This window comes from Aurantiacibacter gangjinensis, assembly GCF_001886695.1.
Lineage (GTDB): Bacteria > Pseudomonadota > Alphaproteobacteria > Sphingomonadales > Sphingomonadaceae > Alteraurantiacibacter > Alteraurantiacibacter gangjinensis.
On the sequence record NZ_CP018097.1, the window covers coordinates 2,349,250 to 2,362,787 of the forward strand.

11 protein-coding genes are annotated in these 13,538 nt (G+C 63.5%); 6 read left to right on the forward strand and 5 right to left on the reverse strand.

The genetic code is table 11. The annotated features are described in order from the left end of the window. Positions 1–69 precede the first annotated feature (69 nt). Positions 70–1,731, reverse strand: coding sequence for an acetolactate synthase large subunit (locus BMF35_RS11480; RefSeq protein WP_047006553.1), 1,662 nt, complete (start codon positions 1,729–1,731; stop codon positions 70–72). 24 nt (positions 1,732–1,755) lie between these two features. Further along, a complete protein-coding gene (gene cysS, locus BMF35_RS11485) occupies positions 1,756–3,198 on the reverse strand; it encodes a cysteine--tRNA ligase (RefSeq protein ID WP_047006048.1) in 1,443 nt (480 codons plus the stop codon). A gap of 119 nt (positions 3,199–3,317) precedes the next feature. On the opposite strand from cysS, the gene BMF35_RS11490 reads away from it, so the two are divergent. Continuing rightward, on the forward strand, positions 3,318–3,866 hold the full coding sequence (locus BMF35_RS11490; protein WP_047006049.1) for a DUF2306 domain-containing protein: 549 nt from the start codon (positions 3,318–3,320) through the stop codon (positions 3,864–3,866). Here the strand turns inward: BMF35_RS11490 and BMF35_RS11495 are convergent. Then, positions 3,856–4,359 (reverse strand): DUF2939 domain-containing protein, encoded by a 504-nt coding sequence (locus BMF35_RS11495; RefSeq protein ID WP_047006050.1) that lies wholly within the window; start codon positions 4,357–4,359, stop codon positions 3,856–3,858. The genes BMF35_RS11490 and BMF35_RS11495 overlap by 11 nt on opposite strands. A 412-nt stretch (positions 4,360–4,771) precedes the next feature. Continuing rightward, positions 4,772–6,598, reverse strand: coding sequence for a cobaltochelatase subunit CobT (cobT, locus tag BMF35_RS11505; RefSeq protein WP_047006052.1), 1,827 nt, complete (start codon positions 6,596–6,598; stop codon positions 4,772–4,774). Between the two features lie 142 nt (positions 6,599–6,740). Between cobT and BMF35_RS11510 the strand changes: the two genes are divergently transcribed. Continuing rightward, on the forward strand, positions 6,741–7,397 hold the full coding sequence (locus tag BMF35_RS11510) for a DUF2490 domain-containing protein (protein WP_047006053.1): 657 nt from the start codon (positions 6,741–6,743) through the stop codon (positions 7,395–7,397). 20 nt (positions 7,398–7,417) lie between these two features. On the opposite strand, the gene BMF35_RS11515 is transcribed toward BMF35_RS11510, so the two are convergent. Next, entirely contained in the window at positions 7,418–8,113 is a 696-nt protein-coding gene (locus tag BMF35_RS11515) for a DUF4197 domain-containing protein (RefSeq protein WP_047006054.1), read from the reverse strand. 53 nt (positions 8,114–8,166) lie between these two features. On the opposite strand from BMF35_RS11515, the gene BMF35_RS11520 reads away from it, so the two are divergent. The 4 genes from BMF35_RS11520 to BMF35_RS11535 all read left to right on the forward strand — a co-directional run bounded on the left by BMF35_RS11520 (position 8,167) and on the right by BMF35_RS11535 (position 13,520). Further along, complete coding sequence (locus BMF35_RS11520) at positions 8,167–10,338, forward strand: primosomal protein N' (protein WP_047006055.1); 2,172 nt, start codon at positions 8,167–8,169, stop codon at positions 10,336–10,338. A gap of 190 nt (positions 10,339–10,528) precedes the next feature. Continuing rightward, a complete protein-coding gene (locus BMF35_RS11525) occupies positions 10,529–11,515 on the forward strand; it encodes an ArsR/SmtB family transcription factor (protein WP_047006554.1) in 987 nt (328 codons plus the stop codon). Beyond that, positions 11,512–12,459 carry a methylenetetrahydrofolate reductase [NAD(P)H] gene (gene metF, locus BMF35_RS11530; RefSeq protein WP_047006056.1) on the forward strand — a complete coding sequence of 316 codons (948 nt, stop codon included), beginning with the start codon at positions 11,512–11,514 and terminating at the stop codon, positions 12,457–12,459. The genes BMF35_RS11525 and metF overlap by 4 nt, the downstream gene beginning before the upstream one ends. Next, positions 12,456–13,520, forward strand: a complete 1,065-nt coding sequence (locus tag BMF35_RS11535) for a homocysteine S-methyltransferase family protein (RefSeq protein ID WP_047006057.1) — start codon at positions 12,456–12,458, stop codon at positions 13,518–13,520. Before metF ends, BMF35_RS11535 begins: the two co-directional genes overlap by 4 nt. Positions 13,521–13,538: the final 18 nt, after the last annotated feature.

Consider the following 13,538-nt stretch of genomic DNA (forward strand, 5'->3'; position numbering starts at 1 on the left):
CTTTCTTCTGTCCCGCCGCGAGAGGAAGCGGGACCCCGGCTCGAAGGCCGGGGTGACGTAAAATGAAAATCAAAGCTGGGCTGACAGTTCCTTGATCTCGTGATTGAGGATGCGGTCGTTCTCCGAATAATCGACCGGGCAATCCACCACGTGCACGCCCGGCGTATCGCGGCAACGGACCAGCAGCTCGCGCAGATGCTTTGCCGATTCGACGCGATGGCCCTGTGCGCCGTAACTCTGCGCATACTTCACGAAATCCGGATTTCCGAAGGTGAGGCCGTAATCCTCGAACCCCATATTGGCCTGCTTCCAGCGGATCATGCCATAGGCATCGTCCCGCAGGATCAGCACGGTGAGGTTGAGGCCGAGGCGCACTGCCGTCTCCAGCTCCTGGCTGTTCATCATGAAGCCGCCATCGCCGCAGATCGCCATCACCTTGCGATCCGGATAGAGCATGGCGCTCATCATCGCAGACGGCAGCCCGGCCCCCATGCTGGCAAGCGCATTATCCAGCAGCACGGTGTTGGGCAGGTAGGCCGTGTAGCAGCGCGCGAACCATATCTTGTAGATGCCATTGTCGAGACAAATGATGCCGTCTTCCGGCGTCACGTCGCGGACAGTGTGCACCAGATGCGGCGGGAAAACCGGGAAGCGGGTATCGTCCGCCAGTGCCTGCGAATGGGAGATATCGGCGGCGCGGTATCGGGTGAGGCATTCGCTATCCCATTTGCCTTGCGGAACGACGTCTTCCTTGATCTGCCAGATGGCGTTGGCGATATCGCCGATGACTTCGATTTGCGGGAAATAGACCGGGTCCACTTCCGCCGTCTTGGTCGAAACATGGATCACGGTCGCGCCGCCCTGCTGCATGAAGAAGGGCGGCTTTTCGATCACATCGTGCCCGACATTGACGATACAGTCGCTGGCTTCCAGCGCGCGGTGCACGAAATCGCCGGACGACAGCGCCGCACATCCCAGAAAGAGCGGATGGCGCTCGTCGATCACGCCCTTCCCCATCTGCGTGGTGACGAAGGGGATGCCGGTTTTCTCGACCAGCTGGCGCAGCATCCGGCTCGTCATTTTGCGATTGGCCCCTGCGCCGATCACCAGAACGGGCGCTTTCGCCTTTTCCAGCGCTTCGACTGCCAGCCGAACCGCCTTGCCTTCCGCCGAGGGGCGGCGGGCGACGGACGCAGCGATTGGTCGCGCCTTGCACGGCTCTGCCGCAATATCCTCCGGCAGCTCAATATGCACCGCGCCCGGCTTCTCTTCTTCCGCCAGGCGGAAAGCTTCGCGCAAGCGGCTGGGGATGTTCTCGCCCGAGGCCAGCTGGTGCGCGTATTTCGTGATGGGCCCCATCATCTCGACCACGTCGAGTATCTGGAAGCGGCCCTGCTTGCTGCTCTTGATCGGCTTTTGCCCGGTAATCATCAGCATCGGCATGCCGCCCAACTGCGCATAAGCGCCCGCCGTCACCAGATTGGTCGCGCCGGGCCCCAGCGTGGCGAGGCAGACGCCGGTCTTGCCGGTATGCCGCCCGTAAGTCGCCGCCATGAAGCCCGCGCCCTGTTCGTGCCGGGTGAGGACGAGCCTGATGCTGTCTGACTTGGAAAGGCTTTCCAGCAGGTCGAGGTTCTCTTCCCCCGGAACACCGAAAATGTATTCGACCCCTTCGGCTTCGAGACATTCGATGAAAAGATCGGAAGCCTTTTTGGTGTCGGGGCCACTCATGTCGCTTCCATCCTTTTCCATGCGCTAGTCGAGCTTCCATTCCCAGGCGAGGGGATCGCCGTCCATGACCTCGACGCCCTTCGCCGCGAGCTCGTCGCGGATGGCATCGGAGGTAGCGAAATCCTTCTCCGCCCGCGCGGCCTTGCGGCGGGTGAGCGCGTCTTCGATTTCGGCTTCGTCTATGCTTGCGGCTCTGGGGCGTAATCGCAAGTCGGCGCGGGTGAGCGCGAACAGGTCGAGGCCGAGCACGGCGTCCATCTTCTCGATTACGACCCGCTTGGTCCCCGCATCGACTTTTTTCACCGCCAGTGCATCTTCAAGGGCGGTCAGCGCGATTGCGGTATTGAGATCGTCGCTCACCGCGGCTTCGAATTTCTCTTGGAGCGGAGCGAATTTCGGGTGGTCGGCAGCACCGGCGTCGGCGTCGCTCAGCCGCTCGGCCTGCATGACCATGCGCTTCAGCCGCGTGAGCGCGGCCTGCAAGCCCTCCCAGCTGAACTCGAGCTCACTGCGGTAATGCGCCTGCAGGCACATCATGCGGTAGGCGAGCGGGTGGTAGCCCTTGTCGATCAGCAGTTGCAGCCGAAGGAACTCGCCCGACGATTTGCTCATCCTGCCGCTTCGCTCGACGAGAAAGTTATTGTGCATCCAGATCTTCGCGCCCGAATTGGTCGCGTCGCTCAGCCCGCCGCAGCCGCAAAAGGCCTGGTTCTGCGCGATCTCGTTGGGGTGGTGGATTTCGCGGTGGTCGATGCCGCCTGTGTGGATGTCGAAGGGGAAGCCCAGCAGCTTCTCGCCCATGACCGAGCATTCCAGGTGCCAGCCGGGCGCGCCCCTGCCCCAAGGCGAATCCCATTCCATCTGCCGCGTCTCGCCCGGCGGCGTCTTGCGCCAGATGGCGAAGTCGGCGGCGTTGCGCTTACCCTCGACCGTGTCGATGCGGCCCTCACCTTCCTCGGTGACGGCGCGCGCGAGCTTGCCGTAGTCCTCAATGGTCGTAACATCGAAATAGAGGCCGCTGTCGAGCTTATAGCAGTGTTTGTCCGCAATGCTTTTTGCGAACTCCAGCATCTCTTCGATATAGTCCGTTGCCACCGACCATCTCGCAGGTTCGCGAATATTGAGCGCCTTCACATCGGCCCAATACGCCTCGGTATAATGCCGCGCGATGTCCCAGATCGACTGCGCTTTTTCCGCTGCCATCTTCTCCATCTTGTCCTCGCCCGCATCGGCATCGTCGGTAAGGTGCCCGACATCGGTGATATTGATAATGTGGGTGAGCTTGTAGCCCTTCCAGCTCAGCGTGCGGCCCAGTACATCGGCGAACACATAGGCGCGCATATTGCCGATATGCGGGTAGTTATAGACCGTCGGCCCGCACGTATAGACGCGGGCCTCCCCCTCATGGACGGGAACGAACGGCTCCACCTGGCGGGTGAGCGAGTTGAACAGTTTGAGCTCTGGCATTGCGCTGCGGCCCTAGAGCGCGCGGTTGCGGCGGGCAAGATGCCGCGCGCCGGAAGCTACTAGGCAGACCTCGATTGGTGTGGTATGTGCACAACACACTTACGGAAGGGAAGCCGCGAATGTTCACCGACCTGTCGCCACTGATACTGATACACTTTATCACGGCTTGCTATGCCATCGTGGCAGGTGCCGCGATCTTCCTCATGCAAAAAGGCACGGCAACGCACCGGGCAATCGGCGCCAGCTACATCGTCGCCATGTTCGTGACCGTGGCATCGGTCGTGCCGGTAGAGGCGACGGTAATGCCCATCATGGGAACCCGCTTCGGCTTCTTCCATGTCTTCGTGGTCGTCGGTTTCGTCTCGCTCACCTTCGGCATCCGCGCGATCTTGAAGTGGCGATCGACCCGGGACGCGGAATGGCTGCGCGCGCACCAGATCCACCTCGCCTACAGCTATGCCGGATTGCTGATGGCGGGTTTCAGCCAGATGGCCACCAATCCGCGCTGGCTGGTCGTCTCGCCATTCGAGACGATGACGCAGTTCTGGATAGCATTCGCAGCGGTGAATGCGCTGATCTATGCGATTGCCATATTTTTGATCCAGACGCGGCTGGCGAAGGGCGATCCGATGCGGTGGTATCGCGGGGGCGACGCGGCTAGAAGCTGAGGGTGCGGACCAGTTCGAAACCGGTCAGCTTCCAGCCCAGCCCGTCACGACGAAACAGCAGGATCGGGCCTGCCGTGCCATCCTCGAACGTGCCCACGGCGCGGAAATGATCGAGTCCGTCGCGCTCCACATCCCAGCCCAGCTCCTGCGTGCGTAGCCGCTCCGGCACCAAGCCGCCAATGAGTGCGCCCGAAGCGACCAGGTTGCCGACATTTTCCGGCGTAACCGCGCGGTCGATCAGGTCCCCGCCAAACCGCTCCGCCAGCGCCCCGCCCAACTCGCCCAATGGCCCGCCCTGCTCGCGCGCAACGGTCGTGAGCTGGTCGGAGGCGGAGGCGCGGAAGGCAGGGAAGTCCACCTTCTCCTCCAGCGCAGCAACATCCTGAGCCTGCGCCGCATCGGCAAGCGACCTCATGGCGAGCCACGGCGAGGCGAAATACCAGCCGCCAAATGCGAGGGCGATGAGGATGATGAGGGCGAGGAGTTTTTTCATTCCGGGTCCTTAAGCAACTTCCCGTAGACCGTTGTTCTTATCGGCCCTTCCCCGATCTCAACTTCATCCGGAACCGGGTAGGAATTAGCGCAACATTCAATGACTAATTCAAACAAGTTACCCTGCGAGTCGGCGAGAAGGTCTAGATCAAGATACCTTCCGTCGCTTAGCGGGATATTTGCGTTGAAGATCAGGAAGGGGCTATGCTGATCCGAAGAATCGAGCGGCACCACTAGTGGGACAGCATCCCTTCCAGGCTCGACCCTATAGGCATTACAGTGGCACGGGCACGAAACCTTGAAGCGCGCTCCATCGAGTTGCAATGCCAATCGCGCCGGAGCCGGATAGTCAACATGATCCAGCAGAAAGTCAGACCACCATTTGGCCCTGTCCGAAGTACTAGTACTCGCCATCACTCCACCTCGAACAAGCCGGCAAGCTGCTCAATAATCGTGCCGCCCAGTTGCTCTGCATCCATAATCGTCACCGCGCGCTTGTAATAGCGCGTCACATCGTGACCGATGCCGATGGCGACCAGTTGCACAGGGCTCTGGCGCTCAATCCATTCGATCACGCGGCGCAGATGCGCTTCAAGGTAGCCTGCCGAATTGACCGATAGCGTGCTGTCATCCACCGGCGCGCCGTCCGATATGACCATCATGATGCGGCGGTCTTCGGGGCGGGCGAGCAGGCGGTCATGCGCCCAGAGCAGCGCCTCGCCATCGATGTTTTCCTTCAGCAGCCCCTCGCGCATCATCAGGCCGAGGTTGCGGCGGGCGCGGCGCATGGGCTCGTCCGCTTTTTTGTAAATGATGTGACGAAGATCGTTGAGGCGACCGGGGCGCGGCGGGCGGCCATCGCCCAGCCATTTCTCGCGGGACTGACCGCCTTTCCATGCGCGCGTGGTGAAGCCGAGTATCTCAACCTTCACGCCGCAGCGCTCCAGCGTGCGGGCGAGAATGTCCGCACTGATCGCGGCAATGGATATGGGGCGCCCGCGCATGGAGCCGGAATTGTCGATCAGCAGGGTGACGACGGTGTCCTTGAACTCCTGCTCCTGCTCCACCTTGTAGCTGAGCGAATGGCCGGGGCTGACCACCACGCGGGCGAGGCGCGCGGCATCCAGCAGGCCTTCTTCCTGGTCGAAATCCCAGCTGCGGTTCTGCTGCGCCATCAGGCGGCGCTGCAGCCTGTTCGCCAGCCGCGTGACGACGCCCGCAAGCCCCGCCAGCTGGCTGTCGAGATAGGCGCGCAGCCGGTCCAGCTCCTCCGCATCGCAGAGGTCATTGGCCTCGACCACTTCGTCGAAGCTCTGGGTGAAGGCCTTGTAATCGAAGCTGTCGGGAATGTCCTGCCACGGCGCATTCTTGCGCTGGGGCAGCATCATTTCCTCGCCATCGTCTCCCGGATCGCCCTCGGCCATGTTTTCATCGCCGGTGGCATCGTCGCTTTCCTCGCCGTCGCCTTCCTCGCCGTCGGCGGCTTCGGGGCGCATTTCGGGCTGGTCGGCCTCGTCGGTACCTTCGTCCTGACTGTCGTCGTCCTGATCGTCCTCGGTCTCGTCGCCGTCCTGCTCGTCATCGTCTTCGAGCCCCTCTGCATCCTCCGGCTTGGCGGGAACCATGTCGAGATGGCGCAGCATGTCGAGCCCCAGCTGCTGGAATGCGGACTGGTCGTGCAATGCATCGGCCAGCTGCTCGAAATCGTCGCCTGTGCGGCTCTCGATATATTCGCGCACCAGCTCCACCCCTTCGCGCGCGGCGAGCGGCACGGCCTGCCCCGTCAGCTGTTCGCGCAGCATCAGGCCGAGCGCTGTATGGATCGGCACGTCCTCGGCAGAATTGGAGCGGGTAATGGCATCACCGGCCAGCCGCCGGTCGGTGCTGGCCGCGAGATTGGCGCGCATGCCCGAAAAGCGCGTTTCGCCGATGGCCTCGTAGCGCACCCGCTCGATCTCGTCATAGCAGGCGCGTGCCTCCAGATCTTCCGGCCGGGCGCGGTTGTGCAGCGCGCCATTATGGTGGCGCAGGCGCAGCGCGAAGCTGTCGGCAAAACCGCGCGCTTCGCGTGCCGCCTCTGCCGGAATGTCGCGCCCCGGCATGGGCACGCGCGCGGTCTTGCCCTGATGCATCGGCGTATCGGCCGTATAGGCGATTTCCGCCTCCGGCTCGCGCGCAATGGCACGCGCCGCGCCGGTCAGCGCGGTCTTGAAACGGTCGAGGGGGGATTCGTCGGACATGCAGCAGACCAGATAGTGTGGATGCGACCGTCTGGCCACACCTGCAGCGCATCCTGCAGCCCAATCGGATAGAGACGGGAACCCGCGCCTCGATAACACGTCTCACTGGCTAACAATTGTAACATCTGAAGAGACGAATTTCATGAAGCGTAATGCCACCGTCCTTGCCGCTGCCGCCTTGCTGGCATTTCCCGTGCCCGCGATGGCGACGGACGAAGCCTTCGAATTCTGGCTCAATCCCAGCATCGCTTTCGATCTGGATGACGACACCACATTCGAGCTGGAAACGGCACAGCGCTTTCGCGATGCGGACGATGGGAGGCCGGACACCTATTTCTTTCGCGGCTGGCTGCATCAGGACCTGAACGACAATCTAACCCTCTCCGGGGCGGTCGAGCAGCGAATTAACGATGGCGGTAGCGACGAGACCCGCATCATCCAGCAATTATCGGCCAGCAGCGGCATCCTGCGAGGCCGCATGCGGCTGGAACAGCGCTTCGTCGAAGGCAATGATGGCCGCATGGGCTTGCGCCTTCGTCCCCGTGCCGGTGTAGCCGTACCGCTGGACGACGAGGGCCGCTGGAGTGCAGGCGCAGATGTCGAGCTTTTCTGGACGCTGCGCGGTAACAGCCCCGCGAGCGACACCGGCATTACCGGCATGCGCACGCAGATCGGCGTTGGCTACGAAGTCAGCGATAACCTCGAGATCGGTCTGACCTACTTGCGCGACCAGGATTTCGAAGATGGTCCGGATGAAGTGGGCCATGCCCCGCTGATCGGGATCGAGTGGTCGTTCTGACCACTCGCCCCTGATAGCGATCAGAAGGCCCGAGCGCCGCCGAAGACGCCGATCAGCAGCGGATCGTTAGTCGCTTGCGGGTTGCGGCGGATTTCCGCTTCCTCGAAGCCCATCTCGGCCCAGATCGCATCGTCCACGCGGCGCGAGACATTGTTGGCCACCCCGCGCACATCAATTCCGGTCAACCCGGCGAGCAATTCGCCTACCAGCGGCTCGTTCGCCAGCCGCATCGCGTCGCCCAGTTCAGGGATCATCGCTTCCACGAGCGTGGTGCCAAGGTCGTTGCGAAGGAAAGCGGTGGCGGCCGTCGGCCCGCCATTCACCAGCGCGATGGCATTCTCGATACCGATCACGCGCACCGTGTCGGCCACGATGGGCGCAGCGCGCTCTGCTCCTTCGATGGCGATATCGGCGAAGGCATCTTCCAACCTGTCCTTGAATAATGCGGAGGTGAGGATGGAGGAGACCACGCCGCCGCGCGACCCCAGCATGCCTTCCAGCCCCAGCGACGCCACCTGTTCGTCCCAGAAACCGCCGGGGGCGGTAAGGCGGGCAAAGGCACGCTCGCTGGATAGGTACAGGATGCGGCGGATCGCATCGGTAAAGCTGAACCCGCCGAAGCTGGCGCAACCGGGCAAGAGCAGCGCGCCCGAAGCGAGCGCCCCGCCCATGAATGCGCGGCGACTGGTACCCGGCTTGGTGTTTATCACGGTCATTTTACGCTCTCCACCTTGATGGCAGGCCATGCGCCCGCCCATATATCGCTGCGATGTCCCTAACCCGCGTCCGACTACTGGTGATGAACGCCGCGCTAGGCCCGCTGGACTACAAGGTGCCGGAAGGGATGCAGGTGGAGCACGGCTCCATCGTCATCGCGCCGCTCGGCCCCCGGCAGGTGACGGGAATCGTGTGGGAAAGTGAACGCCTGCCCGCAACCAGCGTTCCTGAGGAGAAACTGCGCGGCTTGCTGGCAGTACTCGACGTGCCGCCGATCCGGGCGGAACTTCGCCGCCTGATCGAATGGACGGCGGACTATTACGTCGCCCCGCTCGCTCCGGTTGCGCGCATGGTCATCTCCAGCGGCGGCGCGCTGCGCGGCCCCGCGACCATGACCGAATACCGGCTGACCGGCGGAACGCCCGAACGCATGACGCCGCAACGTGCTGCCGCCATCGAGGCGCTCGAAGGCGAACAGGGCACGATCCGCGAGCTGTCCGGCATTGCGGACGTCAGCGAAGGCGTGCTGCGCGGCCTCGTCAACCAGGGCGTGCTGGAGCCGGTGGAGGTCGATGTCGACCGCCCCTACACCCGCGCCCGCGCCGACTTTCACCTGCCCAACCTCTCCGCCGACCAGCGCGAAGTGGCCGACCAGCTCGTCGCCGCCGTGAACGCCGCCGAATTCGCGCCCATCCTGCTCGATGGCGTCACCGGGTCCGGCAAGACGGAAACCTATTTCGAAGCAGTGGGCGCTGCGATTGCAGAAGACCGCCAAGTGCTCGTCCTGCTCCCCGAGATCGCGCTGACCGAGGCGTTTCTCTCTCGCTTCGAGAGCCGCTTTGGCGCCGCACCCATCGTCTGGCACTCCAGCCTCAAAAGTACCGAACGTCGCCGCGCCTGGCGTGCGATTGCGAGCGGCGAGGCGCAGGTGGTCGTGGGCGCACGGTCCGCCCTGTTCCTGCCCTATGCCAATCTCGGCCTCATCATCGTGGACGAGGCGCATGAGATCAGCTTCAAGCAGGATGACGGCGTGCGCTACAATGCCCGCGACGTCGCGGTGATGCGCGCGCATTTTGAGAAGGTGCCCGTCGTCCTCGCCAGCGCCACGCCTGCACTGGAAAGCCTGCACATGGCCGATAGCGGCACCTACGAAAAATTGGTGCTGCCCAGCCGTTTCGGCGGGGCGCAGCTACCCGATATCAAGCTGATCGACCTGACCGAAGAGAAGCCCGGCAGCGGCGCGTGGATCGCTGCCCCCTTGCGCGCGGCGCTGGAGGACCGGCTGGCCAAGGGCGAGCAATCGCTCTTGTTCCTCAACCGCCGCGGCTATGCGCCGCTCACGCTGTGCCGCCATTGCGGCTTTCGCTTCCAGTGCCCCAATTGCAGCGCGTGGCTGGTGGAGCACCGCCTTAGCCAGCGACTTGCCTGCCACCATTGCGGCCACGAAACCGCGCCGCCCGAGAAATGCCCAGAATGCGGCGAACCCGATTGCCTCGTCGCCTGCGGTCCCGGTGTGGAGCGGATCGCGGACGAGGTCGCCGAGATACTGTCCGATGCGCGCGTGGCGGTGGTGACGAGCGATACGCTCAATTCACCCGAAAAGGCCGCAGAATTCGTCGCCATGGCCGAGGCAAAGGCGATCGACGTGATCGTCGGCACGCAGCTCGTCACCAAGGGCTTCCACTTTCCCGAACTGACGCTGGTGGGCGTGATCGACGCCGATCTCGGCCTTGAAGGTGGCGACCTGCGCGCGGCAGAGCGGACCTATCAGCAGGTGGCGCAGGTCGCTGGCCGTGCGGGGCGCGGCGCGAAGCCGGGCGAGGTCCTGATCCAAACGCGTCATCCCGAAGCGCCGGTCATCGCCGCGCTGGAAGCAGGCGACCGCGATGCATTCTACGAAGCCGAAACCGACGCGCGCCGCTATGCCGGCGCCCCGCCCTTCGGCCGCTGGGCCGCAATCATCATCTCCAGCGAAGACGAACGCGAAGCCCGCGAAGCCGCCCAGCGCCTTGGCGATACCCGCCCGCATCTCGACGATGTGCAGGTGCTCGGCCCCGCCCCCGCCCCGATGGCCTTGCTCCGTAACCGCTACCGCTACCGCCTACTGTTGAACGCGCGGCGGACGGCGAACTTGCAAGCCGTGGTGCGGGATTGGTTAGGTGGGATAGACCACCCGCCGGGCGTGCGGGTTGGCGTGGACGTCGATCCGTACAGCTTCGTGTGAGCTTCCCCGATCCGTCATTGCGAGGGAGCGAAGCGACTGCGGCAATCCATGGTGCGGCATTTGGGCTCGTCGCAAAGGCTGCGAGTCCACCCCCATGGATCGCCGCGCTTCGCTCGCGATGACGAAATGCCGATATATGCCGAATTCCGCCCTCGACATATAAGCAAATCCTTATATGCTAATGTGCGTAATGCAGACCGAGTCCATCCTGCGCGCGCTTGCCGATCCCACGCGGATGCGGATCATGCGGCTTGTCCAGCGGATGGAGCTGTCCGTGGGCGAGCTGGCGCAGGTGCTGGGGCAGAGCCAGCCGCGCGTCTCCCAGCATGTCGCGAAGCTGGTCGATAGCGGGCTGGTCCATCGCCACCGCGAAGGAAGCTGGGTCTTCCTGCGCTGCGCCACGCGCGCTGCGGGCACGCCATTGCACGATGCCGCCGCGCGCCTGCTCGCCACGGCGGAGAACGAGGATGAGAGCTTTGGCGAACAATGCCGGTCGGATCGCGACAGGCTGGGGATGATCCGCACCGCGCGCGAGGCCGATGCGCAGGACTATTTCGCCCGCCACGCCGATGAATGGGATGAAATGCGCGCCATGCTCGGCCCCGGAGAGCCGGTGGAAAGCGCCATCCTTGCAGCACTCGACGGTCACGCACCCGGTCGGCTGGCCGATATCGGCACCGGCACGGGCCGCATCGCCGAATTGCTCGTCAAGCATACCGACCACCTTGTCGGCGTCGACAAGAGCCCGGACATGCTGCGTCTCGCCCGTGCGCGCCTCCAGCATGTCGAGGAATCTATCGAGCTGGTGCAGGGCGATTTTTCGGCGCTGCCCTTCCCCGCCGCCAGTTTCGATACGGTGGTCTTCCACCAGGTGCTGCATTTTGCCGCCGACCTGGCCGCACCCTTGGCAGAGGCTGCGCGCATCTGCCGTCCGGGCGGGCGGATCGTCATCGCCGACCTCGCCGCCCATACGCTGGAGGATATGCGCAGCCGCCACGCCCATACGCGCCTCGGCTTCACCGCAGACGGTATGGCCGAGGCCCTTCGCGCTGCAGGGTTCGAACCGCATGAGGCGGTCGAGCTGGGCGGATCGCAGCTCGTCACCATGATCTGGACCGCCACGCGCTGCCCCGCTTCCCCATCCAATACAGATACCGCAAGGACGATTGCCCGATGATCGCAAAAGCCCTCTCCGCCGACCGGCTGGATCCGGTAGAGGAACAGCACAAAGCGCATGAAAGACCGCTATTCTCCGGCCTTCCCGGCGATATCGCCATCAGCTTCGAGTTTTTCCCGCCCAAATCGGAGAAGATGGAAGCTAAGCTGTGGGATGCTGTGAACGAACTGGCGCCGCTCGCGCCGGATTTCGTATCCGTCACCTATGGTGCCGGCGGCTCCACGCGGGAACGTACGCACAACACCGTGGCGCGGCTGATTGCAGAGGCAGGCATCCCCGCGGCCGCGCATCTCACCTGCGTCGATGCGAGCAAAGCGGAAACGCAGAAGATCGCAGAAGCCTATTGGGAAGCGGGCGTGCGCCATATCGTCGCGCTGCGCGGCGATGCGGGCGAACCCGGTGCGCCTTTCGTGCCGCACCCCGATGGCTACAACAATGCCGCCGAGCTGGTAGCGGGCCTGAAGGAAGTCGCCGATTTTGAAATCTCGGTCGCCGCCTACCCGGAAGTGCATCCCGATTCAGACTGCCCGCAATCCGATCTCGACAATCTCAAGCGCAAGATCGATGCCGGTGCCAGCCGCGCGATCAGCCAGTTCTTCTTCTCCGCCGACACTTTCTTCGACTTTACCGACAGGTGCCTTGCGGCCGGTATCTACGCGCCAGTCGTGCCCGGCATCCTGCCCGTCACCAATGTGGCGCAGGCGCGCAAGTTTGCAGGACAATGCGGCGCGGTGATCCCGGACTGGATGGACGGATTGTTCGACGGGCTGGACGAGCGCCCCGCCGCGCGCCAGCTGGTCGCCGCCACCGTCGCTGCCGAGCTATGCCGCCGGCTCTATGCAGGCGGTGTGCGCCAGTTCCACTTCTACACTCTCAATCGCGCAGACCTGGCCTATGCCATCTGCCATATGCTGGGCCGCCGCCCGAAAGACATTGCCTCATGAGCACCTTCCCCCCCTCCCCCGCTCGCCTCGCTTTGCAGGAAGAAGCGTCCAAACGTATCCTTGTCTTCGATGGCGCATTCGGCACGCAGATCCAGGATCGCAAGCTGACCGAGGCGGATTTTGCCGGCGAGCTTGGCCTGAATGCAGACCAGAAGGGCAATAACGACATCCTTGCCTTGACCCGTCCCGATGTGATTGCAGATATCACCCGCGCCTATCTGAAAGCGGGATCGGATGTGGTTTCGACCAACACCTTCTCCGCCAATTCGATCAGCCAGGCCGATTATGCCGCGGAAGACAAGGTGCGCGATATCAATATCGCATCCGGCCATATAGCGCGCGACGTGGCGGACGAGTTCTCCGCACAGGATGGTCGCCCACGATTTGTGGCCGGCGCCATCGGACCGACAAACAAGACCCTCTCGCTCAGCCCCGATGTGGAAGACCCGGGCTATCGCGAGATCGATTTCGACACGCTTACTGCTGTCTATCTGGAGCAGGCCGAGGCGCTCGTTGAGGGCGGCGCGGATTTCATCCTGATCGAGACGATCTTCGATACCCTGAACGCAAAGGCCGGCATCATGGCCGTGCGCCAGCTGGAGCAGAAGCTGGGCCGCGACGTGCCGATCATGCTATCCATGACTCTCACCGACCTCTCGGGCCGCAACCTGTCGGGCCACACGGTCGAGGCGTTCTGGAACGCTGTGCGCCATGCCGACCCAGTCACCATCGGCCTCAATTGCAGCTTCGGCGCGGACCAGCTGCGTCCGCATGTGCAGCTGCTGTCCGACATCGCCGATACTCTCCTGCTCGCCTATCCAAACGCCGGCCTGCCTAACGAGCTGGGCGAATATGACGAGCTTCCGCACACAACTGCGGGCCTCGTAAAGCAATGGGCGGAAAACGGCCGCGTAAACATCCTCGGCGGATGCTGCGGCTCCTCGCCCGATCATATCAAGGCCATCGCCGAGGCCGTTCGGGGGCTGCCTCCTCGCAACCTTCCCGAAAAAGATACGAAAATGCGGCTGGCGGGGCTGGAGCCTTTCACGATCGCTGCGTGATCAACCTCGTCGTCCCAG

What these genes read in the sequence shown, in the direction of transcription:
- BMF35_RS11480 (WP_047006553.1), bottom strand. Translation starts at nt 1,731, where the DNA reads ATGAGTGGCCCCGACACCAAAAAGGCTTCCGATCTTTTCATCGAATGT.
- cysS (WP_047006048.1), bottom strand. Translation starts at nt 3,198, where the DNA reads ATGCCAGAGCTCAAACTGTTCAACTCGCTCACCCGCCAGGTGGAGCCG.
- BMF35_RS11490 (WP_047006049.1), top strand. Translation starts at nt 3,318, where the DNA reads ATGTTCACCGACCTGTCGCCACTGATACTGATACACTTTATCACGGCT.
- BMF35_RS11495 (WP_047006050.1), bottom strand. Translation starts at nt 4,359, where the DNA reads ATGAAAAAACTCCTCGCCCTCATCATCCTCATCGCCCTCGCATTTGGC.
- cobT (WP_047006052.1), bottom strand. Translation starts at nt 6,598, where the DNA reads ATGTCCGACGAATCCCCCCTCGACCGTTTCAAGACCGCGCTGACCGGC.
- BMF35_RS11510 (WP_047006053.1), top strand. Translation starts at nt 6,741, where the DNA reads ATGAAGCGTAATGCCACCGTCCTTGCCGCTGCCGCCTTGCTGGCATTT.
- BMF35_RS11515 (WP_047006054.1), bottom strand. Translation starts at nt 8,113, where the DNA reads ATGACCGTGATAAACACCAAGCCGGGTACCAGTCGCCGCGCATTCATG.
- BMF35_RS11520 (WP_047006055.1), top strand. Translation starts at nt 8,167, where the DNA reads ATGTCCCTAACCCGCGTCCGACTACTGGTGATGAACGCCGCGCTAGGC.
- BMF35_RS11525 (WP_047006554.1), top strand. Translation starts at nt 10,529, where the DNA reads ATGCAGACCGAGTCCATCCTGCGCGCGCTTGCCGATCCCACGCGGATG.
- metF (WP_047006056.1), top strand. Translation starts at nt 11,512, where the DNA reads ATGATCGCAAAAGCCCTCTCCGCCGACCGGCTGGATCCGGTAGAGGAA.
- BMF35_RS11535 (WP_047006057.1), top strand. Translation starts at nt 12,456, where the DNA reads ATGAGCACCTTCCCCCCCTCCCCCGCTCGCCTCGCTTTGCAGGAAGAA.